Consider the following 24,363-nt stretch of genomic DNA (forward strand, 5'->3'; position numbering starts at 1 on the left):
TGAATCTGTCTTGAGTACTCGTTCTGGTCGGATTCCTCCTTCTCTTGTGCCACGCTAACCCCGTGAACTTCTACCAAATAAGCGCCCGGCTCGATCCGTGGTGACAATCTAAAATCTAAAATCGAATGGCAGAAACCCCTCAAAACTGGCAAAATCAACTCTTACCCCAACCCCCAGCTTGGATCAGCCAAGCTGTCAGAAACCATGCACCAGAACTTCCCGGAAACTATGCCGCCGCACTTCTGTGGTATAGAGGAATTCAAAACCCCGAACAAATACCGGGTTTCTTAAATCCCCAACTTTACCAACCAGCAAGTCCCTTTGAATTCGGACTAGAAATGAACTGGGCGATAGAAAGAATTCAGCAAGCACGAAACAGCGCAGAAAAAGTCGCAATTTGGGGAGACTTCGACGCCGACGGCATTACCTCAACTTCCGTACTTTGGGACGGGCTGGGAGAATTTTTTGCTCAAAATGACCAACTAACTTATTACATTCCCAACCGCTTAACCGAATCTCACGGACTCAATATCCCAGGAATAGACGCCTTAGCAAAATCGGGAATTAGCTTAATTATTACCTGCGATACCGGAAGTACAAATATCGCCGAAATCGAATATGCGACTAGCTTAAACATCGATACAATTATTACCGACCATCATACATTACCTGACGATCGCCCGCCAGCTACAGCCATTATCAATCCCCGCTACTTTCCCCCAAACCACCAACTATTTAACCTTTCAGGAGTGGGAGTAGCTTACAAATTAGTTGAAGCATTGTATCACACATTACCAGATATTCCGCAGCGCCCGCTCACAGATTTATTAGAATTAGTAGCGATCGGCTTAATTGCCGATTTAGTCCAACTTACAGGAGACAGCCGCTATCTAGCACAAATCGGCATTCAACAACTGCAAAAACAAATCGCAAATCCCACGCGCCCAGGAGTTGCAAAATTGCTCGAACTGTGTAAAAGATCGGGCGATCGCCCAACCGACATTTCCTTCGGGCTCGGCCCCCGAATCAACGCCGTCAGCCGCATTCAAGGTGACGCCAGCTTCTGCGTAGAACTCCTAACCAGCCGCGACAAAAAACGCTGCGAAGAACTAGCAAATTTAACCGAAATTGCCAACTCCCGACGTAAATCTTTACAAAAAGATGTTGCCAAAGATGCCGCCCACAAATTAGCCAAACTCGACCTCTCAACTACTAGCGTCATCGTCCTCAGCGACCCCCAATGGCCGGTAGGAGTATTAGGATTAGTAGCGGGACAAATCGCCCAAGAATACGGCCGCCCCGTGATTTTATTCAGCACAGAAGGAAGCGAAGAAATTAACGAAAATTCCCCGGAAACGCAATTTACCTCTTTCTTAGATCCAGAATCACAAACACTTTCCCCATCCAAAATTGCTAGGGGTTCAGCGCGTTCCGCCAATCAAATCGACCTTTACCAATTAGTCAAAGACCAAGCGCATTTATTGCACAGATTTGGCGGTCATCCTTTCGCCGCCGGATTGAGTCTCCCAGTTGAAAATATCCCCCTATTTACAGATGCGGTAAATCAGCAACTGCGACAACAATACAGGACCGATAGTCTAACAGCCGCCCCCGTTCAAGCCGACCTAAAAATTACTGTCTCCGAATTAGGGAAAGACTTATTTCAAGAACTAAAATTGCTCGAACCTTGCGGTATGGGCAACCCCGCACCCAAATTGCTGATTGAAAACTGCTGGTTTGACAATCTGTGGAATCAAAAAATCAAGGATTTGAAAGGGCAAAAAGTAGAATATATCAAAACAGAATTTATAATTAGGGACGAATCTAGCGATACGGGATTTCCCGGCATTTGGTGGGGACACAATCAAAACGAAGTTCCCCAAAGCCGCTGCGATGTTACGGTTGAACTCGATTTTAATACTTACAAATCGCGGTATGAAGTGCGCCTCGTAGCAGTGCAAGAACGCACGGAAGACAATCAAATTAATTCCCAGACTAAAATAGATTGGATCGTAGACTGGCGCCATACAAATAATGATGAAGAGTTGTTAGCAGCCAGCAAAAACTTAGAATCTCCAACGCCGATCGACAATCTAGTTGACAATTCCCAAAAGGTCGATCGCGAAAACTCGATCGTCCTCAAACAATGCCCCGCAAGCTGGGACGAACTGCGGATCTGGTTTCGGCAAGCACAGCACACTCAGAAAAAACTCGCGATCGCCTATACTTTACCCCCACCCGTAGCCCCACAGCAAATCTGCCAACAGCTAATCGGCATCGCCAAATACCTCAGCCGCACCAAAAAACCCGTCACCAGACAGCAACTAAGCCAAAAACTCGGCATCAGCGACACATCCCTGCAACTGGGGTTCAAGACCCTAACATATCTCGGTTTCAAAATCAATTATCGCGATCGAGCTTTCCACATCACCAGACAACCCGAAACAGTACAGCAGGAAGACGCACCCGAGCAAATCCCCAAATCCTTATTAGATAGCCAATCCATCCAATTCTCCGTGCCAAATTCCCCTATCGCCGCCCGTTTTGTAGCGCAATTCCTAGCAGCAGTCTCCGAAGAACAATTCCGGCGGAAATATTTCTGTGAAGTACCCCTCTCAACAATTCAATCGATCGCCCGAGAGACCGTTTTCCAAGAAGATTCTACAGAAAATCCCTTCTAACTGATATCTAGCACCATTGTTAAGCATAGGCAGGATGCCCGTTCCACTGATGAGATAACTTTTCTTGTCGGGCCCGCACTCGCTGCCGCCGGTGGGGCGGGCTTTTTGGCCTGTGAAGCGAGAGAGATTTTTGTGCATCTGGCTTAAGAGGCCTATTCCTGACACAGATGCAACATCTCAGTTCTAAGAAATATCTTAGTTCTGAATTCATCCCGATAAAATAAGGCATAGGGCAATGAAAGTTATCCGTTGCGAGTCAGGCCCAAAACTCATAACTGCTAACTCACAGCCCAAAACCCAAAACTCCCCACCGCCAAACTTGATCGCCCATCTCCAATTTAAAACCCCTATGCTTCTCTGTCCCCGCTGCCAATTTGAAAATCCCAATCCAAACAAGTTTTGTCAACAATGCGGAAATTCCCTAATTTACAAACCTTGCCACGAATGCGGTGCCCAAGTCGCTTTTAGCGCCAAAGAATGTCAGAATTGCGGCGTCGCAACAGGTCAAGTGTGGCGGGCCATTATCTGCGGTCGATCGAATTTTCCAGCAGTCGAGCCAGACGAATCAACCCTACCCCCAGCCGAGTTTCCGCAAAAACCCGACATAATTCCACAAACTACATCGCCCCAAAACTCTGCTGAACCAATCACAGACGCCATTAAAACAGAAATCACCACCCCAGCCGAACCCCCAATAGCAGTCGCATCAACTTCTCCACAGCCAAGCGACGGCGAATTCAGCAGCACAGAAAGTGACGCTGTGGTAGCCGTGGGGGCGATCGCACCAGCATCCTTTCAAACAACAGAAACAAGCTCGAATACAGCACCAGAGCGCGAAATAACCCCATCTGATCACAATTTTACAACCGCACCACACCCTAAACAAATTCCCGAAGCAACCGAGAACTCCGACAGCCCAAACATAGCTGACACCTCCCCTCCATCTCCAGAATTCCCCATCCCCAATTCAGAATATTTAATCCCTTCCCAGCAAGCAGGAGCTTATTTAGACACCCAGCAGCGCTACCAACTCCTAGAAACCGTGCCGCCGAGAAAACGCTCCGACACAGTAGAAGTAACAGTATTGGACTGTCAGCCGCTGGAAATGTCACCCCTCAAAGCCATGCTAGCAGCCAACTCTGCCAGCGTCGCCCGACGAACATCCCCCTATACCGCAGCAATCCAAGGCGGAGAAAATTCAACCAATTCCGCCTTAGCAGAGCTTTGCCAAGGGATAGCTGAACCTTATCTGGCACTGCGGTGGCAATTCTCTCAAAACCTGCCAGTCATTCACGATAGCTGGTCAGACAACGAACAGGCAGTGCTGCTGCTAGAAGACTGCTCCCAATGGCCGCTGCTGGTAGAACGGTGGAATCAACCCGAAACTTCCATCCAGCAAATTTTATACTGGCTGCACGAAATGACAGAACTGTGGGCTGCCCTAGAACCCTGGCGCTGTCGGCAAAGCTTGTTGGAACTGACAAATTTGCGAGTCAACCCCGACTCTTCCTTTTCCTTGGCTTCTTTGCGGCTGCAATACCTCTATCCCGAACCCGCCTGCTCAAACCTGCAACTGGTAGATTTGGGGCAACTGTGGCAGGTGATATTTAGCCAGTCCGATCATCGCACTCAGTTTGGCGCATTGCTCGAACTGCTGCAACAAATGTACAGAGGCGAGATTAACACAATAGAAGAATTGCGATCGCGCCTAGAAACAGTTCCCCTCGAACTCCAACCCGCACCTTCACCAAGCTCAACCCCGACGCGCAGGCATTACCGCAGCCCCGACGAGTCCCCCCCCGAGGTTGGCGAAGTCTTAACCCAGCCCATGCCACTCCAGATTTACAGCTTAGAAGACGCAGGCCTCACCGATGTTGGCCGCACGCGCGACCACAACGAAGACTTCTTCAGCATCTGGACTCAGCTCAACAAACTCGAAAGCTCCTTCGGTCGCATCTTTCAAACCAAAGGGCTTTACATTCTCTGCGACGGCATGGGCGGACACGACAGCGGAGAAGTAGCCAGTCAAGTAGCGGCTGAAACCCTCAGAGAATTCTTTCAAACCAGTTGGGAAAATCAACTACCTCCGGCAGACACCATCCGCGAGGGAGTGCTGCTAGCCAACAAAGCCATCTTTGAAATCAATCAAAAGGACGGACGCTCCGGCAGCGCCCGCATGGGTACAACTCTAGTCGCAGTCTTAGTTCAAGACACCCAATTCGCCGTTGCCCACGTCGGCGACAGCCGCCTCTACCGACTGAGAAAGGGACAAACCCTAGAAAAAATCACCTCAGACCACGAAGTAGGCCAGCGCGAAATAAAGCGCGGGGTTGACCCTGAAACTGCTTATGCCCGTCCCGACGCCTATCAACTAACTCAAGCCCTCGGCCCGCGAGACAGTAATTTTCTCAAGCCTGACGTGCAGTTTTTAGACTTGTGCGAAGATACCTTATTAATTTTGGCTTCCGACGGCCTAACAGATAATGATTTGTTGGAAACTCACTGGCAGAACACTCTTGAACCCCTGTTCAATCCCCAAGCTGATCTCGACCAGGGAGTTGCCCAGTTGATTGAACTGGGTAACAAACGCAACGGTCACGACAATATCACGGCAATTATCATTCGGGCGCAGGTAGGCGCATTTCGATTTTAGAATTTGGATGCTGCCAACTTTTTCAAAGGTGGCGTCTTTCCCCCGTGACGGCCTGGGTTAAACCTGCAATTGTTGCAGAGAAAAAAAACAGCTTCTGCCGTTTCTGGGCAAGGCTTTACTGCTCGCTCTGTTTTTAGGTATCTGGTGTTAAAACAGCTTCGGTTTGAGTGCTCAAAAACTGATTACAGACCCATACGATTGCAGAAAAGCTTTGGAGGAAAAACCATTTATCCGTAGCTTTAATTTTGAGAATCGGTTCAGGGAATCTCCCGAAAAAAGTAGCTTGATAGTAAGTTGATTCATCATATTTGAAAGAGCTTTCACTTACAAAAATAGTTAGTCTAATGAAAAAAAATCAACTAAAATGAAGTGAGGCAGCAGGTGGGCTGATGCGAAATCTGTTTTATACCAGATCGCTATCGGGGCAATGTGGTATAGGCGGGAATAGCCCGCCCTACATGATGTCGGACGTAAATCACAACCTCCTGCCACATCAAATCTACGTAAAAGTTTAGCGATAGTTTACCTAGTTTTTGTATTTTCAAGTGTTAAATCGATCGACTGTGTTTTCATGAGCCATCGACTCCTCTGAATTTTGACGGATAATTGTTTCCCAAAAACTATTTATAACTTAATTGTTTATGGAATCTTTAATCACAATCAGGATATTATAAAGTTTTAGTGAAACTCACCTGTGAAGCTCATAATTAATTTTTAATTTCTAATTTTTCAAAGCCCTACGCCCCTAATCTGTAAATTCCCGCCAACTCTCACTGCCACATCAGGGAGTTCAACCACATCAATCAAAAATGCTGCTGACTCTTTTAGATCCAGACAAACAGACCCCCCTGCAACAGTGGAGTTTCGAGAGCGAATCCATTATTCGCATCGGCCGCTCTCCTGAAAATCACGTTGTGATCCCCAATGCTCTAGTGTCGAGGCAGCATCTGGAATTGCAAAGAGTTAATAGCGGCACGTTGAGTCAGTGGTATTTAGTCAATTCCGGGACAAATGGGACTTTGGTTAACGGTATTCTGATGTCTCAGGGTTGGATATCCGACGGTGCCCTGATCCAGTTGGCGCGGGGCGGCCCAATTCTGCATTTCCAAGTGGTTACTATTGAACTAGGTGGCAAGATTGAGGCGAACTCCACCGTCAATCTCGTGGCACCGAGGTGTACCCACGCGGGAAACCCGCCGGGGAATTTATTCTGCATCCACTGCGGCGAACCGATTAAAGTCGATCGCACGGTGCGTCACTACCAAGTGCTGCGAACTTTGGGCCAAGGCGGTATGGGGACAACGACTTTAGCCTGGGATCGAGATAAAGCGAAAGCTCAACAACCCGGAAGTTCCCCCGCAGCTTCTCTGGTAGTCCTCAAGGAAATGAATGCTGATATGGCTCAAATAGTCAAAGCTCAAGAACTGTTTGAACGTGAAGCTAAAACTCTCAAGGCCCTCCACCATCCGGGAATTCCTCAGTTTTTTGACTTTTTTGTGGAAGGGGGCAAAAAATACTTGGTGATGGAAATGCTCCACGGCGAGGATTTAGAAAAACGCATCTATAACCGCGGGCCTGTTGCTCCCCAACAAGCAATAGAGTGGATGATCCAAACCTGTGAGGTTTTGGACTACATTCACTCTCAAAAACCCCCGATCGTCCACCGGGATATTAAACCTGCTAATTTGCTGGTGCGCCACCGCGACAATTGCATTACAGTGCTGGATTTTGGTGCCGTTAAAGAAATCGGCACTCCTCCAGGGACTCGCATCGGCGTTGAAGGCTACACCGCACCAGAACAAGACCGGGGACAGCCTCTCCCTCAGTCGGATTTATATGCTATTGGGCCTACTTTGATTTTTTTGCTGACGGCCCAAAGCCCTCAAAACTTTTACGGGAAAATAGCTGGAGGTTACGGGTTTAAGCTCGAAAATATTCCGACGATCGCCCCCAAGCTGCGGGAGACCATTTTGCGAACCACGGCAGCTAAGCCTGGGGATCGCTTTCAAACAGCTCAACAATTAGCTCGAGCTTTAGCAGCTTCCCTTTAACAAAAGTCAGAAGTCAAAACTCAAAAGCCAAAAGCCAAAAGTCACAAGTCATTAGGAAGAAGGCAAAGGGAAGAGCGAAGAGGGAAGAAGCTAGCAACGGAAATTTATGAAAGAAAATTTACCCATCGCCTCGAAATTTCTCTCCGACACCCCAGTCCTCCGTCTTCTCTGTTATTCTTCGTCCCAAGCTTCTACAGCTATCAACTCGCTCACGGGGTCTTGCATAGAAAAATCAAACTCTAGCAATTGCTGTTTCCAGTACGGCCATTCGTCGCCGTAAAGCAGAGCAATTTTCCAAATACTGTCTGTGGGCTTGATAATGTCAGACGTGACGAGAGAATGCACCTGACGCTGGAACTTAACCATCGGCTGTATAACCTGCTGGCTCATAATACCTCTTGAATTGTTTAAATCTTGTGTAATTACCACTTCCCAGCTCTCACTTTTTACCGCAGTTTCGCCAAGAACAGTCTCGCCAAGATACGTGTAGATTTTTGTCGGGAAGCTACATATTCAACTTGTATCTTAACAGAGTTCGTTTTGACAAGGGCCTATAAGCAGGACTGAAGAGTCAAGACCGACTTCAAAGAATTAATCATCTTTAAAATGTCCCGCTATATGCTGTCGATCGACAGTGGGAGGTTGGCCGCCTCGATTGTTTCCACATCGTTGTTTCCAAATAGTGGTAGATGCAAGGGCTGCGTTCGGCTTGTTCTTGACAAGGCTGAGTTTGCGTAGGAGAAACTGCAACTACTGCGCTTTGGCTGCTACAGCGTAATTTCCGCTTTCCTGCGGGTAAACCACACCTGTTTCACCTTCGACGCTGGGTTCGCTGTGAGAGTGGGGTCTGAGCTACATAAACTGATTATAACTCTACTGACCGCAAAAGCGATCAAAAATTGTTGGATACTGTTGATCGCCTCCCCTAAATGTCGATCGAACATTCAAAGGCGACAGCAGAGCGGGCGTACAAGCAAGTTCCCAACCCATCGTCCGTCCTGATTTAGTCAATCTAAAATCTAAAATCTAAAATCTAAAATTGTATGACTTGGACAAGGCGACACATTCTCACTCTGGCTGATTTTACCTCGGACGAATACGATACGGTGCTGCAAACAGCAGCCAGTTTTCGGGAGGTGCTCGGCCGCCGCACGAAGAAAGTGCCGGCCCTGCAGGGTCAAGTGGTCGCGAATTTGTTTTTTGAACCTTCTACCCGGACTCGCAATAGTTTTGAGTTGGCGGCGAAGCGGCTGTCGGCGGATACGCTAAATTTTACCCCGGGAAGTTCTTCTCTGACGAAGGGGGAGACTATTCTGGATACGGCTAAGACTTATCTGGCGATGGGAACGGATTTGATGGTGATCCGGCACGAACAAGCTGGAGTTCCCAGCACGATTGCTTCGGAAATGGATCGCTTGGGTTCGAGAGTCAGCGTTCTGAATGCTGGAGACGGCCAGCACGAACACCCATCGCAAGGTTTGCTAGACTTATTTACTATCTGTTGTATGTTAGATACCGAAAGTCCGCGGCTGGAACTTTTAGCGGGCAAAAAAATTGCTGTGGTGGGAGATATCTTGCATTCGCGGGTGGCTAGGTCTAATATTTGGAGTTTAACGGCTTCTGGGGCAGAGGTTCATTTGGCTGGGCCGCCGACTTTGCTACCGCTGTTGTTTGCTGAGTGTGGCGATGGTAGGGAAGGCAAATTATTTTTGCACTGGCAGCTTGAACCTGCTTTGGCCGATGCTGATTTTGTGATGACTTTGCGGCTGCAAAAGGAACGGATGAGCGACCATTTGCTGCCGAGTTTACGAGAGTACCATTCTTTGTACGGGATTACGCGCGATCGACTCAAACTCTGCAAGCCGGATGTGAAGGTGTTGCACCCTGGCCCAGTTAACCGTGGGGTGGAAATTAGTTCGGATTTGATGGACGATGCCCAGTTTAGCCTCATTTCTCAGCAAGTTACCAGTGGCGTGGCGGTGCGGATGGCATTACTTTATCTGATCGGCGGCGGTAAAGTTTAGGCTGTTAGTTGTGAGTCATGAATTTCGGATATTCGATTATTTTCAATCTCCATCGCCTCTTTAAAATAATCGTTACCCAGTATGGCCGGGTAACGATTAAAACTCTTTCTAGAAATGTAAAGTGCTCTAGTTAAGAGTTAGGAGAGCCAGGAGGTTGACACCCAGCCACCGCCTTCGAGTTGAGCCCAGCCGTTTCTGTAACGACCGGTCAATGCCACATTGTCTCCATTGTACAACTTGCCGATGACATGAGAACATTCGCTGGGCCGATGCCGGATATTTAGTCGGCCGCCGTTGGTTGCAACTTCGGCGTAGCTGTTACGGCTGTGACCGCCGCAGTGACGGTAGCCGCAACTTGCCTGTGCTTCACCGGGGGTACCCAGAACAGATAGAGCTACTGCCATACCTGCAACGCCTACCCATGCAGAATTAGGAATTTTCAAGCCGAGTTGGTCTAACGACTTGACCTGGAGTTCGGACTCTGGAGATTCATAAGCAACAAAAGAGTGGCTCAATGCTAGTGCTTCCATAGTTTCCTCGTGATTGTTGTTAACATTTGTTGGTGCAGACTCAGGTCGAAACCTCAATTAACAGCCCAAACCATTAACTTCTGTTTCATAAAAGGCACAAGAGGGCGTTACGGTCTTGCTTTTGGCGAGTAGTCGCCCATTTTCCTGACTCCTGCACAGGTATATCATCTCATCTAAGTAGCTTTCCGGAACAAAAAAATAAATAAAGTTTACATCTGCGGCTAAAGATTTGGGCGACGAGGATTAAGTAGGAGGACCGAATTAAACTTAACTGTGTCATTCAAAAGGGAAGAACGTAATCGTTTGGGGTTTGAGATTGCTTGTACTGAGTTACGAATGACACTACTTATTGGGTGTGCTTATTTATTGAGTTGCTACAGCAATATCGGCAGTTAATTTGATCGAAAAAGCATCCGGCTCGTCTTCAAGCACGGTATTAATTGGGTTTTGGTGAGTCATATTGTAGCCGATCGCACTTGTGCAGAAGTTCGGGGCAATGGCGTCGGACCCTCGCCCGTGCGACGATATTGGTCTAAAAATTAGTCTCCCTGTGTCCCCGACAAGAATGCAAGACAAATCCATCGCGACTTGATTTGTGTCAAGATCAATTAACTTATCCAGTACCACTTCTTTGGCAATGAACTTTAGCGCTGCACTTTCGATCGGCACAATTCCTCAACGCCATGAATCAGACAGCTTCGCCATTACCTTAGCGCCGTTGTCAGTAGAGGAAATATACGCTTTGACAGATGACCCAGCGAACGGAGCCGTGGTAATAATGAGCGGTACAGTCCGCAACCAAACTGACGGTCAAGCTGTAGTTTCCCTAGAATATCAAGCCTACGAACCGATGGCTGTGCGAGTATTCCAGCAAATTGCTACTGAAATCCGCCACCAGTGGGCCGATGTCAATCGGGTCGCCATTCACCATCGCGTCGGACACTTGCAGGTGGGCGAAATCAGCGTACTGGTGGCTGTTGGTTGTCCCCACCGGGGGGAGGCCTTTGCAGCTTGCCAGTACGCCATAGATACGCTCAAACACAATGTACCGATTTGGAAAAAGGAACATTGGGCTGACGGTTCTAGCAGTTGGGTTAGTATTGGAGCGTGCGAGGTGGTCGGGCATTAGTCAATCGATTTGAGATTTGAGATTTGAGATTTGAGATTTGAGATTGAAGAGGGGAACTTGTTACGATCTCCTAACGTCAAAAAGTGTGGAATGTTCGATGAGCCAATTCCACCGATGAGCGACTTTATTTCCGTGTCCTGGTCTGCGGTTGTGGCGACCGTTCAAAGAGTGCAATTGCCAGCCGAAAAACTCTCTAATTATGACTTGGTGTTGCGTTGTCAGGAAGGAAATCGACCTGAGAGCACTGCCTTTTCAGAACTGTTGAAGCGGTATCAGTCCCACGTAGACAGGGTTCTTTATCACTTGGCCCCTGACTGGCAAGACCGAGCAGACTTGGCTCAGGAAGTGTGGATTCGAGTCTACCGCAATATTAACCGCTTGCAAGAGCCTGTTAAATTTCGGGGCTGGCTGAGCCGCATCGCCACTAATTTGTTTTACGATGAGTTGCGGAAGCGCAAGCGGGTGCGAACTCCGCTGTCGCTCGACGTACCCCGTACTCTGGAAGATGGCGAGGTAGATTGGGAAATTCCGGCCGACAGTCCGGGGCCTGATGAAGATTTGACGACTAGAGAATTTTACGACCAGTTGCGGGTGGCGATCGCAGATTTGCCGGAAGTTTTCCGCACCACAATTGTTTTAAGAGAAATTGAAGGTTTAGCCTATGAGGAAATAGCCGAAATGACAGGAGTTTCTCTGGGAACTGTCAAGTCGAGAATTGCTAGAGCTCGCCAAAGATTGCAGTTGGAATTGCAAAAATATCTCGATGGTAATTAGCAATAGTGGTTTTAGAGGCGGGTCAAGAAGATTTGGTGATGTTTGCTGTCACATCAAAACTTCTCTTTTAAAATATAAATAAGCAGTAAATCATTCTAATAGTGAGTGGGTGATTCCCCCAATTAAAGCAAGTGTGAAATATGAATTATAACTTTGAATCGGATAAAAATCTGAATCAGCAAGGTATCGGGGATTCACTTGCTGAAACTCAAGCTAACAACTATTATCTCCAGGGGAATGTAACTACTATGATGCGCGATCGCTTTGAATTACTGAGTGCTTACCTCGACGGCGAAGTGACGGCGGCAGAACGCCGGCAAGTCGAGGAGTGGCTGACAAATGACCCCACTACGAAACGTTTGTACTCGCGACTGCTGATGATGCAGCAGAGTTTTCAGGCAATGCCGGTGCCTGCTGCGGAACAATCTGCACAGGAGTTGGCGACGAAGGTTTTGCAGCGGGTGGAACGCAAGCCGAAACAAACTTGGATTTTGGGTGGAGGTGCGATCGCAGCTTTGTTGATTGCGGTGGTGTCTGGTGTGGGTGGCGGGCGCCAATTGTTTGCTCCTCAGTTTGCTCGATCGCCCGTTCCTGCTGAATCTGACGGTTTGATTATGGCTTTAAACGAGCCTCTGGTGGAGATGGTTAATCCCAACGATTTGATGCTTGGGGTGAATGCACCTATCATGGATATTCCCAAAGTTGGTGTAGCAACCCCTCAAAAGTCATTGCCAAAGGCGCAGTAGGATTTCTGTTTTGAGCATAACTGAAGTTGCTAAGCTCCCTAAAAAAAGGGGGCTTTTGCCATTTTTCCCAGTTTTTCAAGGGGGATATATCCTTTGACACTTTCCTGCCTTTGAATGACGAATTGTGGGGCGATCGCATCTTAATATCCAAGTAGGTAGCGAGTGGAATTAGAGCGGGCGATCGCACTTGTCACCGATTTTTTGGATATTTGCGATCGGTAAGAGCAATGTCTCCTCAATTTCTGGCCGCACAGCAGGAGATACATTAGAAGCGCTATTGAGGCAATATACCAGCAATTTATTAGCATCGTAATACTTCCTCAGCAATGACTTCTGCTGTTTGCTAAATTGCCAATCGTGACCTATATTGCGATAGGAAATTATGATTTGTCTTAATTCCCTAGTCCAAACTTGTCCGTTAGCTTGCCACCATTGCCTAAATATTTCCTTGTCACCATCTGGGTGAGGTAGTTGTTTCTTAAGTTCTTGCAGTGCTTGCATCAGTTCAGGTTCAACAAGAGGGACAAGAAGAATGTCGTGGGCAAGACTAAGGGCTGGGTCAATAGCACCGTCGAGTACAGGCAAAATGGCAAGGTCAAGAACAAGGTCAAGGGTAACTTCAATAGCAGGGTCAAAGGTATGTTTAACGGCCAGGTAAAGGGCTGGGTCAAGGAAACTTTCAGGGTTACGATGAAGAGCAAGCTCAAGGGATGGAAGAAGGGAAAAGTAAAAGAATCTCACTGCCGCAGGTTTGTAGGGAAAATCAACAGAAAGGGATTTTTGGTTTACCCACAGTAGGAATTGCTGTAACTGCTCATCATCAGCGACCAGTCCATCAACCTGCTGTTTAATTGACAGTAACAAGTCATCAGCTTTTTGCAACCTCCCAACTGTTAACAACAAGACTTCTCGCCAACGCTTCTCTGCCAGGTGGCTGACCAGTTTCTCCAAAGCTTGTGGCTCAGAATTGTTAACTATTTCTATAGCAGTGAAATACTCTTGGAATGTTAGATGAGAAAACGAATAAATCCCTCTTGCCCTTTCCACTAATAAGCCATGTTGTGCCTCGATCGCCTTCAGCACTACCTCACTATGGATCTCCAACTGAACGAGGTCAGTTGTGCCATCGGGTAAGTTAGCGAGATAGTCGGCAATCAATTGCTGAACTGTGTTTTTTTCAAAAAAGTAATCGCCCCGCTCAAAAGTAATAGCTGCCACAAAAGCAAGTAAATGTTTCTTGCGGCACAAATTCAAATCTCGATAAACTTCATCCCGTTGAATGCCTCTAGTTTCATCCCATTTCCTGAGCATAATTTCCAGTCCTTCCTCATACAACTTGGCTCGGTTAGATGGGAAATCTGCTTGGGCTTGGAATACTAAACAAGTCAGATTCAACAAGATAGGCGTTACTGCCAGTTCTCGGATTTGCTGATTTTTATTCATTTTTAGCTGCTCTACAAATTGAGACGCTAAAGCTTTCCCGACCTCCATATTCTGGGAAAAAGCCACAAACCAATTGCGAGCAAAGGCAGCGATTTGCTTGTTATTAAAATCTGCTACCTCAACACAGGTAAAGGCTTCGTCGTGAAATCTGTACTTAGAAGCGGCAATTCGACAGGTAATAATAAACTGATTGTTGTAATACTTTTGGACAAACTGACGAATCTGTCTGACGACTGCATCGCTATCTGATTCTGGCACTTCATCTAAGCCGTCCAATAAAATCAAGCCTCTGCCTTGACTGAGTACGAATTCAGTTTGCGATCGCGCCTCAACTCCGCAACTGGCAAATTCGTCGCTGATATATTCTAATAAGTCAAGATTAGCGATTTCAGCAAAGGTTTTCAGAGAGATAAAAATCGGTATTTTGTTTGATTCAAATTCAGAGCGATCGCACTGAATGGCAATGTGTTTCAAAAAAGTAGTTTTACCGGAACCCGGTTTGCCGAGTACCATCAGTTTAGAGTGAGATTTCACCGCATCTAATCCTGGTACTCGTTTTTGGCATACTTTACCTAATCCCAAGCGGTTAAAGTTATCCGCATCTGGGTTGAACTCTCTGAGTAAATCGCTAATTTCTCCCGGCTGCCAACTGGTAATTTCCTCCAAAATGTTGAGTTCAACGTAGAGGTTGCTGACATCAACGGGCTGTGCAATATCCAACAGTTGCATTTTGCTGTAAAGCTGTTGGATTTTGCTGTGGCATTTTTGCCGTATCTCTTCCACCACCGAATCAATATGCTGTTGGCAAAAATCTCTAACCCCCCCAACCCCCCCTTGGTAAGGGAAGGCTAAAGGAGGACGATCGACAATTTCTTGCCAATCCAAATGCAAAACCGTGCAGAAAGCCTTGAAAGCATTAGCTTTAATGGGTTCTCTTCCTCCTAAAAAACGCCTCCAAGTTGGCAGGGAAAGGCCATCGGCATAGGGCCCGGCCTCTGTCCAAGTTTGATCTGGCTCTAATTTTTGACTAGCTTCTACTAGCCATCTGGGGTCTTCTATAGTCGAGCCCCTTTCTCTTCTAGCTTGCTTAATTTTTACTAATCCCTCCTCAGAGGCTTTGAGGGTGGTCATTGTATAATTTACTTTTATATTTGTCAATGTCAGTTTTCGATCAGTTTAGCGATCGCAAACTGAGTTTGTCAAGACCAGATCAAAAAAGAGAAAATGATCGGGACAACAACTGCACGGCATACGGGAAAAGTCAGGTATAAATCATGCAAACTTAATCGTTCAGAATGCCACTGTTTTTTTTAGGTAAAAAAGTACACATTAAATGATGAGAAAGGATAGCACCATGATAGATAACATAGAGGAAATTCCGTCAGGTGGGATAGGTATAAAAATTATTGGCAAAATTGCCGATGAGCTAAGTTATACCCGCACTTCTGAAGGTCGAAACTGTCTGTTCATTGTAAAATATTATCAGCAGCCTGGTCTAGTACCATCCCAAGACAGCATTCAAGATGGTTTTTTTAAGGGGGCGATAGATGTTTTAACCAGCTTTAAGTTCTGGTTTCACAAGCAACGATTTCCCCAATCCGAGCCAAGTTATAACCAGCCTTTTTACAAAATTAGCATTCAACTCAATACTGATATTAAGGCGGTTGCTCAAGTTTTATCCTGGGCTGAACAGTTAGAGCCTCTACCAATTCCCCTAGTCGTTTTGCATCAGAGTAAACTTGCTGTGATTGAAGGGTTTACGAATGCTGTTCGCCACGCTCACAAAAATCTGCCATTAGAAACTCCGATAGAGATTGAAATAAGGGTATTTAACGAACACCTAGAAGTAAAAATTTGGGATTGGGGAGAGCCTTTTGACATTCAAGCGAAGTTGAAAGAAGAATTGCCCCAAAAAAGTCTGTATTAGTTGGAACGACCTGGAATTTACGCTTCACTAAAGCTGTTCTGTAATTGCCAGCTTTAAATTGACGCTAGGAAGAAAGTTTTTTGTTATGATTACTGAGACTACTCCCAAGATTCTCGTTGTGGATGATGACGCATCCATCCGCAATCTAGTTCATCGTTTTTTAAATCAGAAATATCAAGTATAGCCTTTCTCAGAAAGATGAGGTATGATGTTACTGACACTCATTCATGAGGGTCAAACAGAGAACACACATCGAATGAACTATAATTATATGGTTCAGTAAAGCCACGCGAAAGCGATAGCACACATAATAGCATTTTTCTGACAGCACGATCTGGTTGACTCACAACACGTTTACTTGTACTCCTCTTCATACATTGTTAAAAATGAAAACTTATTCGATTGATTTTAGGCAAAAAATCCTTGATACTTATCATACTGAACCGATTTCACAAAAAGCAATAGCTAAGCGTTTTTCTGTAGCACTCAGCTTTGTACAAAAATTGCTTAAACAATATCGTGAAACAAAAAACATTACTCCCCGAACTCACCGATGTGGAGTCAAAAGCAAACTGAATGCAGAGCAACTACTCATATTGGGGGAATTGATTGAATTAAACAATGATGCTACTCTTGAAGAACTTCGTTATTTACTTTATGGAAAAATTGGATTTTCCGTTAGTAGAGCGACAATAGCAAGAATGATAAAACTCTTAGATATTACTGTCAAAAAAAAACTCTCTTCCCCTCGGACAAAGGCACCGACGGAGTTCAACTCCTGCGATGTGAGTTCTGGCAAAAAATAAAAGAAATTAGTTTGAAAGACTTAATATTCATTGACGAATCTGGAGTTAATTTAGCAATGGTTAGGTTATATGCTAGAGCTGTGAAAGGTCAAAGAGCCAGGGGACCAAAACCAACTAAACGTGGCAAAAATGTCTCAATAATTGGAGCAATGTCAGTCAAGGAAATTTTGACATCGGTTAATCTAATAGGCCCAACTGATGCAATTACATTTGAAGCTTTTATTATCAGAAAACTTGTGCCAAAACTATGGAAAGGTGCTTGTGTAGTCATGGATAATTGTCCCATTCACTTGGGAGAAGAAGTGAAAAAAGCGATCGAAAAAAAAGGGGCAAAATTAATATACTTATCTCCTTATTCACCAGATTTTTCACCAATTGAGAATCTCTGGTCAAAGCTTAAAATTATTCTCCGTTCTATCAAGACTACTAATTATCAAGAATTAGCCAAAGCCATAGAGTGGGCGTTCAGTCAAGTTACATCATCAAATATTTTTAACTGGTTTACACACTGCTGTTATTGTACCTCATCTTTCTGAGAAAGGCTATAGATTCCGCAGCCGATGGCGAGACGGCTTTAGAATTGTTTGAGAAATTAAAGCCACTGCTAGTCGTTCTCGATTGGAATTTGCCGGATACTACAGGCTATCACCTCTGCCAGGAAATGCAGCGCCGTACTAATGTTTTTGCGATCGTGCTAAGCAGCCACACAGACGAAGTTGATAAAATTAAATTCCTGTCTGCAGGTGCTGATGACTATATCTGCAAACCTTTTGGTTTGGCGGAGTTGGCAATTCGTATAGAAGTTGTGTTGAGACGCATAAGGCCTGTCACTCGATCGCGTATTGTATTCGATCAATTCGCGATCGATTCAGCGCGTCGGGAAGCAACACTCAACGATCGCATTACCAAGTTAACAGCCTTGGAATTTAAGATATTGTATTTTTTAGCTAGTCATTCCGGTCAATCTTGGAGTCGCCAACAGCTAAATGAAAAAATCTGGAGGGGGAACTGCGACGACACAGGAGAAGACCAACTTGTTAGCGTACATATCGCTCAGATTCGCAAGAAAATGATTCAAGTTGATGCTACGGGGTCGCAGTTTATTAAAACTATTCGGGGTTACGGTTACAGGTTCGAGCCACCCTCGCGCACTACAATGGCAATTTACTAAGCTCATCGGCATTAACCACCTTATTTGGTGAAAAACCTATTTTCCCACCTGCCGTCGGGCAGCCAGATGCCTCCTAGGGAACGAACGCGATCGGGTAACATGAAGTAAGCCCAAGCCGTGCCTAAAGGTTTGAGGTGTCGATCGAAGATTTCAATTTCCTGTCGCTGATATTCGTTTTGTGTCGGTTCCCGCAGCGGATCATAGTCTTCCAATCGGTCTAAATCGTCCAAAATAGCCGAATTTGCGAAACAGAGGAGAAAACCGCAGACTGTGCCATCTCCGGCCATCATCGCAGGATAGCCGATCGGCAGCGCAAAAAGTTGACCGCGGGCGATCGCGGGGCAAGCATCCACAACTTTTCCTTCGCAGTAGCGGAGGTAGTTGGACTCCCCGGGTTTGAGAGTGCCGTAGACAAAGACTTTCATCGGGTAGGGCTTAACCGCTAGTTTTTGCTAACATAGATGGCTAAGCTAATAGTTTAAGTCTCGCGGGCGATCGCGACTGCAATCTTGATAAATTTCGTTGTTTACCCTTTCTTATAATTCATGACTCTAGCAGTTAGTTTTATTGCTTTTGGACTTCGACCTTTGTACTTGAGCTCTTTTTTGCCGTTCCTGCCCCTTGACAGCTTGTTTTCGACTCAAGGGATTATGGTAATGCTGCTGGCAGCCTATGCGGGGGCGATGTGGATGTTTCTCACCAGTGCTCCGAAGGTACACACCGTGATGGTATCGGATCTCGGACAAGCGAGGGAGTTCTATGAAGGTATGCTAAACCTACCAGTAGCAGAAGTGCCGCTGCACTACTACTACAATTACGAGCAAACTTTGGGGACAACTGGTATCGATCCGCTGTATTTGTCGCCGAATGTCGGGAGGGCAACGAGCTCTCAAACAATGGGGAGTCCCGAGGGTTTGTGGTATCAGTTGATGAAAAATACCCAACTGCACATTATTAGCGGAGCCGGTGTAGGGGAAAAAAATCGCCCGCGTCACGTTTGTTTCGATCGCGAATGTTTGGATCAGCTATTGATGAGGGTACAAACTCGGGGCATTAGTTATAAAATTCGCCGGGAAAAGCCACTGAATTTTTTGGTCAAGGATTATGACGGCCGGGTGATTGAAATGGCTGAGGTTAGTAATTAAGTAGGTCGTTCTAATTAAATGTAAAACGATCTCGTGCGCTACCCCCGGCTTCTTTTGTTGGGTAATATCATTCCGGCTGGGCCGGAATGATATTAGTCGCGAATACGGCTCATCTCCAGAGAGATAGTCGCTCACTCAAAAAATGATAAGAATAGTTGAGATTTTTGAAATATCACTATATTTTGGTTAAACTAGCTTGATTGGTTTCGGAAGATATTTTTTTATCTCCAGAATAATCAGTAACACTCTTGTTAACTAAAGCCTGGAGATAAGTAGAAATGACAGAAGTTGAAGCCATTGTGGCAAGTTTGTGGGAGCTGGATGATGATGTATTGGAAGCTCAGCTAGGCTCTCGCGTACAAGCCATAGGGGATGATGTTGCTGGACGTGGAGCAACAGGGGTAGACCCAGCATCGTTGGAATCTATTGATGTCAACGTTGCGGCTAGAGCAGCGATCGATCCAAGATTTTTAGATGCTGGTCGGCAGTGGTTCGATCGCGTCAACCCCTTAGTTTACCAACTTATGTGCAAACCCATCGGAGACGATGCAGAGACTCGGAAGATTTTAGATGAAACAATAAATCAGAACTATACCAAAGCGGCTGGGATGTTGGCTCCTGTTTTAGTCAGTGGAGTTGGGTTAGCTCCTGCTGTTGCTACTCTGCTTGCAACTCTCATTATCAAAAAAGTTTCCAAGTACATTGCTACTGGAATTTGCGAGACTTGGGAGAAAAGTTTAGTCAAGCCTGCAAGCTGAGCTTTAGACAAAGATTAGTAATAAAGTCATCTCGAAGTAGGTTCGCAATTACGATCGATCGGAACTTTAGTAAACGAATTTTTGTATACTTCATCTTTGAGGTTTGCTGTCACAGTCGCTTCGATTTCTCGATGAAAGGCTAAACCATTCTGACCACGCTCTTGAACGATATTATCTGTAATTAAGCGTGCCACTTTGGTATAGCCATCAATTTTGACTAACCCTGGAATCAGATGCGCGTCTTCCACCAGTCGAGTTGCCCTAATGCCATCTCCGAGGCTTTCAGCTTCCGGATCGTCCTGAACTAATTTGAGGTGTTGAATGGCTTCATTTGAATCTGCCAACACTTGCCAAATTGCCTGACCCGAAACGGCCCAGAGGTCTTTACCATCTTTTTGCAGGACACTCCCTAAGATTCCGGGAAGGATGACAACCATATCTTTCATTGGGATTTTTTGAGACATTACTGTTCCTCTTGTTAACTAGTTTTTGATGCTCTGCACGATCGCAAAAATTCTTGCACTTCCTCTTCCTGTCCCAATGGAGAACCTGCTTCAAGATAACTCTGAAAAGCTTGTTCAGCTTCAGTTAATATTTTTTGTTCAACCATTGCCAGAAGTGCCTGACCTAAAAAGTAGTGTGCTGTTGCATTCTTGGGATCTTTCTGAGTTGCAAGACGAAGTTCTTTCACAGCGTAAGCTGGATCGAGCTTGCTTTCACAGAGCACTCTTCCCAGCCAGTAGTGCGCTTCAGGAAAAGCTTGGGCTTTTCTTTTTTGTTCAGAATTTTGTTCAGAATTTTGTTCGGAAACTTGGTTTAAGGCAGCTTCTACCGAGGCAATACTTTTGTCATATTCTCCAAGCGTGTAGTAGGCAATCCCAAGATTGAGGTGGCTTTCTGGATCAAAACCGTTGCGTTGTTCAATCAGTCTTTTCAAAAAGCTGATGGTTTGTTCTACAGGTTCCTGCTTGATTTTGCGTAAAAGTTCATTAACTAAACTGCAACGAACATAATTTTCAAATAGGCGATCGTCTAGATTAGTTCCTACAACAAATGGCTGAGCTTCAAAGGGTATAGATTTAATCAATTGATTGTAAGTGCGTGTGCCTGTTTTGTCTTCAGACAAGCTTTTGATAAAATTGTAGGTTAGTACACCGTGAATTAATTCTTGAGAGTCATCTGGATAATTTGCCTCGACCTGCAAAGCCCCCTCATAGATTTCATGTCGGATAGAATTTGCATATATGGATAGACGGCCGATTTTTAGAGAAGAATTCGACAAGAATTTATCTGTACGCTCTTTAGTAGTATTGTAAGTAACAGGAATTATCTCGCGTTTACTTGGATGTGGGCGTCGATCGGGAGGAACAGATCGAGAGTTATACTCTCCTCCTTGAGTTGACATTGACCAACTCGCATCAATCATTGTAACTAGATTTGTGGTGCGATTACTAACAATTTCCGACAACTCATTTAGTTCGATATCAAATACGTCAAGTTCTCTGCTATCTACGCCAAGGATTGTTAAGTTGTCATGGTTCCAAGATCCATGCCCTGAAAAGTAAAATAAAGCCGGTGCTTCATCAGCTTTTTTAGCTAACTCTTTAAACTCAGTTAAAATAGTCTGACAAGTAGCATCTTGGTCGCACAAAACTCTGATATTTTCCGCTTGAAAACCGTATTTATCAATCAAAATACTTTTCAGAAGAGAGACATCATTTATTGCTCCTTTAACAGCTTGTATGTCGCTGCTTAAGTAATCTTTAATTCCAATTAACAGAGCATATCCAGTATAGAAAAGAGGGTTTTGGAGAGCTACCATTTGAGAAATTAATTCCTGAAATTGAGTGATAGCTGCTGTTGAATTTACCGATGTTTTTGTTGAGTTTGCCGATGTTATATAATGCTGAAATGTTTTATATGAATCTGCATACAGTCCCTGTTTGAATTGAGCAGTACCCAGTTCAAATAGTATGCCAGAATCACTATACTTACTTTGGCTCAAAGAAATTTCTAAAGCAGCTATAGCAGGTTGAAAGGCGGATTTTTCCAAAAATGCGCGACCTACATTATAGTGAAGTCGATAAAATGGGACATCTAGCTTTTTTTTCGCATCTTCGTACCCTGCCTTCAAATTATCAGAAGTTAATGCAGAATAATTTTTATACCAACTTAAATCAAAGATATCAGCACAATAATCTAATCTTGTGGAAAACAGTTTTTTATTAAGATAATTACCTACCAAAAAAGGTTGTTGTTTGGGAAACTTTTCTTCAACTATCTTTCTGACCTTTGAAAAGACATCGACTTGGTTTGTCTCTTCTGAAGCTTGCTTTAACTGTTGAGCGACCGTGTAGCTGAAAAAGCCATATGGACGAGCGTCAATGTTTTCTTCATAGGGGACCTGCCCTGGAGAAGCTGCTAAAAAAAGTGTGCAGTCTTTGGTCTGCTTAAATAGTTTAACGAGTTCCGCAAATGCGTAACTGATTACTGCATCAATGAAGATTATTTTGTGTGCAGCAGGAATAGATGTTACTAACTCGTGTAGCTTTTTGATGCTAATTATATTAGTTAATTTTTTTTCTTCATCGCTCTGAACATCGAAAGCCAATAAATTGCCTAAAAGTTCATGCCCACTGAACTGAATTACTACATTGTCATTAAATTGAACTTGGTTCTGAAGATCGTGAAAGGCTTTTAGGATGTTTTCATAGGTAGCTTCAACGTCGCGAAGCATTGTAATATTGAAGTTATAATGATTCGACAATACATCACTTAAGATTTGAATGTCGTTCACGCAAGCATCTAAAGGTCTGAGAGTACCACCCCCTTTGAATTCAATTTTTCGACTATAATAATTAATTCCAATCAATAGAGCATGGCGTTTACCGATCCCTAGCTGCAACCATGAAACTAACTTACTAACCCAAGCAGCTTTATCATCATCAGGTTGTCGAGTTAAAAATAACTCAAGTGCAGGTATTGCTCCATCCGGTTGACTTTGCTTCGTGTAGGCAATGCCAAGATAGTAGGCTGCATCAGGGACATCAGCCTTTGTTGCTTTCTCAAACTCCTCAATTGCCTTTACTAAATCCCCGTGCGCCATCCAGGTTAAGCCCAGTTGCAGAGAAATTTCTGGAAACAGCTTTCCAGTAATGCGAGATAATCGAAGTGCTTCTTGCAGATGATTACTGGCAGACTTAAAGCAACTTCGATCGTCGAGCTTAAGTCCCAATTGGTAGAGTTGACAGCCGATTTCATAATGCTCATGAGCAGAAATTCCGGCTGTAATAGCCATGGGTAGATTGGGATCGTAGGGCTGGCTACCAATGCAAGGATGTTGCTTGTTTCCCGTAGCTGTCTCCACCTTCTCACGTACATACTCAAACAGTTCCCAGACTGTCACGATTCCATTTTGAGGCTGATAATCTGCGGCTCCTCGCATTCCCTCCAACAGATAGTGGGTGAATACACCATGACCTCCTCCCCACTTCTCACCCTCCCATGAAACTTCATTCGCTTCTGCTGAAGTCAGTAAAGCTAAACTTGGCTTCGATATCCCGACCTCTTGCAGGTAGCGGTTTACAACTCCTGAGTTGTTCTCTGCACTTCTACGCCCAATTCCTGCACCAATCGCCGCACTGTGGCAGGTATCTGCAATGACGATCACCCGTTCTGCCAGCAAGTCCCTTAGAGATAGGTCAACCTCTCGCATTGGTAGTGCCGTTCCAGAAATGTCTCTAGGATCGGTATCGTGCGTTAGCAGGTAAACATTCTCAGGGCGATCGATATCTGGTGCGCCATGAGAAGCGAAATAGATCAAGACGATATCTTCCGATGCAGGCTTTTTTAAGAAACTACGTAATGCCCGTGTGATGTTCGCAGTGGTTGCATCCTCATTAACTAACTTGACAATATGATCTGCTTCAAAACCGCCACCCGAAGGAGTTTGTAGTAGCTTGCACAGTTCTTCTGCATCGCGATCGGCATACTTGAGATTCAGGCTCTTATCTTTGTACTTGGAGATGCCAACCACGATCGCCCAGCGATCGACATAAGTTGCGTAGGAAGTGGGAATCGCTACTTCTAAACGCCGACTTTGCAAGTCTTCCGATGAATTTGTATTTTCTAATGGCATTTTCATTTGTTCCTATGTCAACTTTTCTTTTTTCCAATTTTTGATATAAACGCATCCAACAAGAATAAGAGGAGCTAGGATTAGCCCATTATCCTTGCTGGAATAACTAACCCTGTTGAGATACCTTTAATTATTTCGTAACTGTCAAGGTAATCTGTTTTGTTGTCCACTCCCTGCTGGGAGATGCAGCTACAGATAACTTTCTAGTTGGCGGTTGTTCCTTATCGATGGCTTTAAGTAAAATTTCTAGCGGATTATTTGAGAGTTTAAATCCTCTGGGTACAACCTCCTGGTCAAGTGATGGTAGTTCTAACCCACATTCCGCAGATATTCAAGCAGAAGGAAAGGAAGATAGATTCGGAAACACAAAACTCCCAAACGATTGCC

At 45.1% G+C, this 24,363-nt stretch carries 18 protein-coding genes; 12 read left to right on the top strand and 6 right to left on the bottom strand.

Annotation, left to right across the window (positions count from 1 at the left end):
- Positions 1 to 125 precede the first annotated feature (125 nt).
- The 3 genes from QUA04_RS22160 (at position 126) to QUA04_RS22170 (ending at position 7,385) form a co-directional block, all read left to right on the top strand.
- On the top strand, positions 126 to 2,681 hold the full coding sequence (locus QUA04_RS22160; protein ID WP_333260753.1) for a DHH family phosphoesterase: 2,556 nt from the start codon (positions 126 to 128) through the stop codon (positions 2,679 to 2,681).
- A gap of 235 nt (positions 2,682 to 2,916) precedes the next feature.
- On the top strand, positions 2,917 to 5,334 hold the full coding sequence (locus QUA04_RS22165) for a serine/threonine phosphatase (protein WP_333260755.1): 2,418 nt from the start codon (positions 2,917 to 2,919) through the stop codon (positions 5,332 to 5,334).
- An 809-nt stretch (positions 5,335 to 6,143) separates the two neighbouring features.
- The gene (locus QUA04_RS22170; protein ID WP_333260758.1) at positions 6,144 to 7,385 is read left to right on the top strand and encodes a protein kinase domain-containing protein; all 1,242 of its coding nucleotides are present in this window, start codon (positions 6,144 to 6,146) and stop codon (positions 7,383 to 7,385) included.
- 171 nt (positions 7,386 to 7,556) lie between these two features.
- Here the strand turns inward: QUA04_RS22170 and QUA04_RS22175 are convergent, their stop codons facing one another.
- The gene (locus tag QUA04_RS22175; protein ID WP_006631282.1) at positions 7,557 to 7,775 is read right to left on the bottom strand and encodes a DUF4327 family protein; all 219 of its coding nucleotides are present in this window, start codon (positions 7,773 to 7,775) and stop codon (positions 7,557 to 7,559) included.
- A gap of 653 nt (positions 7,776 to 8,428) precedes the next feature.
- On the opposite strand from QUA04_RS22175, the gene QUA04_RS22180 reads away from it, so the two are divergent.
- Positions 8,429 to 9,409, top strand: a complete 981-nt coding sequence (locus QUA04_RS22180) for an aspartate carbamoyltransferase catalytic subunit (protein WP_333260761.1) — start codon at positions 8,429 to 8,431, stop codon at positions 9,407 to 9,409.
- A gap of 137 nt (positions 9,410 to 9,546) precedes the next feature.
- Here the strand turns inward: QUA04_RS22180 and QUA04_RS22185 are convergent, their stop codons facing one another.
- Complete coding sequence (locus QUA04_RS22185) at positions 9,547 to 9,939, bottom strand: SH3 domain-containing protein (protein ID WP_333260764.1); 393 nt, start codon at positions 9,937 to 9,939, stop codon at positions 9,547 to 9,549.
- A 637-nt stretch (positions 9,940 to 10,576) separates the two neighbouring features.
- On the opposite strand from QUA04_RS22185, the gene QUA04_RS22190 reads away from it, so the two are divergent.
- From QUA04_RS22190 to QUA04_RS22200, 3 genes are all read left to right on the top strand, one after another.
- Positions 10,577 to 11,068: a molybdenum cofactor biosynthesis protein MoaE gene (locus QUA04_RS22190; protein WP_333260798.1), complete on the top strand. Its 492-nt coding sequence runs from the start codon at positions 10,577 to 10,579 to the stop codon at positions 11,066 to 11,068.
- 114 nt (positions 11,069 to 11,182) lie between these two features.
- Positions 11,183 to 11,842 carry a sigma-70 family RNA polymerase sigma factor gene (locus QUA04_RS22195; RefSeq protein WP_333127308.1) on the top strand — a complete coding sequence of 220 codons (660 nt, stop codon included), beginning with the start codon at positions 11,183 to 11,185 and terminating at the stop codon, positions 11,840 to 11,842.
- A 140-nt stretch (positions 11,843 to 11,982) separates the two neighbouring features.
- Positions 11,983 to 12,588 (top strand): zf-HC2 domain-containing protein, encoded by a 606-nt coding sequence (locus QUA04_RS22200; RefSeq protein WP_333260767.1) that lies wholly within the window; start codon positions 11,983 to 11,985, stop codon positions 12,586 to 12,588.
- A 168-nt stretch (positions 12,589 to 12,756) separates the two neighbouring features.
- Here the strand turns inward: QUA04_RS22200 and QUA04_RS22205 are convergent, their stop codons facing one another.
- Positions 12,757 to 15,162, bottom strand: a complete 2,406-nt coding sequence (locus QUA04_RS22205; protein ID WP_333260770.1) for an NACHT domain-containing NTPase — start codon at positions 15,160 to 15,162, stop codon at positions 12,757 to 12,759.
- A 223-nt stretch (positions 15,163 to 15,385) separates the two neighbouring features.
- On the opposite strand from QUA04_RS22205, the gene QUA04_RS22210 reads away from it, so the two are divergent.
- The 3 genes from QUA04_RS22210 (at position 15,386) to QUA04_RS22220 (ending at position 17,935) form a co-directional block, all read left to right on the top strand.
- On the top strand, positions 15,386 to 15,958 hold the full coding sequence (locus QUA04_RS22210) for an ATP-binding protein (RefSeq protein WP_333260772.1): 573 nt from the start codon (positions 15,386 to 15,388) through the stop codon (positions 15,956 to 15,958).
- A 386-nt stretch (positions 15,959 to 16,344) separates the two neighbouring features.
- Positions 16,345 to 17,300, top strand: a protein-coding gene (locus QUA04_RS22215; RefSeq protein ID WP_333260776.1) for an IS630 family transposase whose coding sequence is annotated in 2 segments (ribosomal slippage) — positions 16,345 to 16,663 and positions 16,663 to 17,300 — 957 coding nt in all. Because the reading frame shifts where the segments join, the coding sequence is not laid out codon by codon here.
- Complete coding sequence (locus QUA04_RS22220; RefSeq protein WP_333260778.1) at positions 17,282 to 17,935, top strand: response regulator transcription factor; 654 nt, start codon at positions 17,282 to 17,284, stop codon at positions 17,933 to 17,935. The genes QUA04_RS22215 and QUA04_RS22220 overlap by 19 nt, the downstream gene beginning before the upstream one ends.
- A gap of 20 nt (positions 17,936 to 17,955) precedes the next feature.
- Here QUA04_RS22220 and QUA04_RS22225 read toward each other — a convergent pair whose 3' ends face one another.
- The gene (locus tag QUA04_RS22225) at positions 17,956 to 18,360 is read right to left on the bottom strand and encodes a gamma-glutamylcyclotransferase (protein ID WP_333260781.1); all 405 of its coding nucleotides are present in this window, start codon (positions 18,358 to 18,360) and stop codon (positions 17,956 to 17,958) included.
- A 120-nt stretch (positions 18,361 to 18,480) separates the two neighbouring features.
- Here QUA04_RS22225 and QUA04_RS22230 point away from each other — a divergent pair, with 120 nt between their 5' ends.
- Both QUA04_RS22230 and QUA04_RS22235 read left to right on the top strand, forming a co-directional pair.
- On the top strand, positions 18,481 to 19,080 hold the full coding sequence (locus QUA04_RS22230) for a glyoxalase-like domain protein (RefSeq protein WP_333260785.1): 600 nt from the start codon (positions 18,481 to 18,483) through the stop codon (positions 19,078 to 19,080).
- Positions 19,081 to 19,358: 278 nt separating this feature from the next.
- Positions 19,359 to 19,838 (top strand): hypothetical protein, encoded by a 480-nt coding sequence (locus tag QUA04_RS22235; RefSeq protein ID WP_333260788.1) that lies wholly within the window; start codon positions 19,359 to 19,361, stop codon positions 19,836 to 19,838.
- A gap of 26 nt (positions 19,839 to 19,864) precedes the next feature.
- On the opposite strand, the gene QUA04_RS22240 is transcribed toward QUA04_RS22235, so the two are convergent.
- A complete protein-coding gene (locus QUA04_RS22240; RefSeq protein WP_333260791.1) occupies positions 19,865 to 20,302 on the bottom strand; it encodes a hypothetical protein in 438 nt (145 codons plus the stop codon).
- 14 nt (positions 20,303 to 20,316) lie between these two features.
- On the bottom strand, positions 20,317 to 23,982 hold the full coding sequence (locus QUA04_RS22245; protein WP_333260795.1) for a caspase family protein: 3,666 nt from the start codon (positions 23,980 to 23,982) through the stop codon (positions 20,317 to 20,319).
- Positions 23,983 to 24,363: the final 381 nt, after the last annotated feature.

The sequence above is a fragment of the Microcoleus sp. S13_C5 genome (assembly GCF_036700845.1).
Lineage (GTDB): Bacteria > Cyanobacteriota > Cyanobacteriia > Cyanobacteriales > Microcoleaceae > Microcoleus.

Excerpts from the sequence above, each read along its gene's own strand:
- QUA04_RS22240 (WP_333260791.1), bottom strand. The coding sequence starts at position 20,302 with ATGTCTCAAAAAATCCCAATGAAAGATATGGTTGTCATCCTTCCCGGA.
- QUA04_RS22165 (WP_333260755.1), top strand. The coding sequence starts at position 2,917 with ATGAAAGTTATCCGTTGCGAGTCAGGCCCAAAACTCATAACTGCTAAC.
- QUA04_RS22170 (WP_333260758.1), top strand. The coding sequence starts at position 6,144 with ATGCTGCTGACTCTTTTAGATCCAGACAAACAGACCCCCCTGCAACAG.
- QUA04_RS22230 (WP_333260785.1), top strand. The coding sequence starts at position 18,481 with ATGACTCTAGCAGTTAGTTTTATTGCTTTTGGACTTCGACCTTTGTAC.
- QUA04_RS22225 (WP_333260781.1), bottom strand. The coding sequence starts at position 18,360 with ATGAAAGTCTTTGTCTACGGCACTCTCAAACCCGGGGAGTCCAACTAC.
- QUA04_RS22245 (WP_333260795.1), bottom strand. The coding sequence starts at position 23,982 with ATGAAAATGCCATTAGAAAATACAAATTCATCGGAAGACTTGCAAAGT.
- QUA04_RS22210 (WP_333260772.1), top strand. The coding sequence starts at position 15,386 with ATGATAGATAACATAGAGGAAATTCCGTCAGGTGGGATAGGTATAAAA.
- QUA04_RS22190 (WP_333260798.1), top strand. The coding sequence starts at position 10,577 with ATGAACTTTAGCGCTGCACTTTCGATCGGCACAATTCCTCAACGCCAT.
- QUA04_RS22205 (WP_333260770.1), bottom strand. The coding sequence starts at position 15,162 with ATGACCACCCTCAAAGCCTCTGAGGAGGGATTAGTAAAAATTAAGCAA.
- QUA04_RS22200 (WP_333260767.1), top strand. The coding sequence starts at position 11,983 with ATGAATTATAACTTTGAATCGGATAAAAATCTGAATCAGCAAGGTATC.
- QUA04_RS22160 (WP_333260753.1), top strand. The coding sequence starts at position 126 with ATGGCAGAAACCCCTCAAAACTGGCAAAATCAACTCTTACCCCAACCC.
- QUA04_RS22235 (WP_333260788.1), top strand. The coding sequence starts at position 19,359 with ATGACAGAAGTTGAAGCCATTGTGGCAAGTTTGTGGGAGCTGGATGAT.
- QUA04_RS22175 (WP_006631282.1), bottom strand. The coding sequence starts at position 7,775 with ATGAGCCAGCAGGTTATACAGCCGATGGTTAAGTTCCAGCGTCAGGTG.
- QUA04_RS22195 (WP_333127308.1), top strand. The coding sequence starts at position 11,183 with ATGAGCGACTTTATTTCCGTGTCCTGGTCTGCGGTTGTGGCGACCGTT.
- QUA04_RS22185 (WP_333260764.1), bottom strand. The coding sequence starts at position 9,939 with ATGGAAGCACTAGCATTGAGCCACTCTTTTGTTGCTTATGAATCTCCA.
- QUA04_RS22180 (WP_333260761.1), top strand. The coding sequence starts at position 8,429 with ATGACTTGGACAAGGCGACACATTCTCACTCTGGCTGATTTTACCTCG.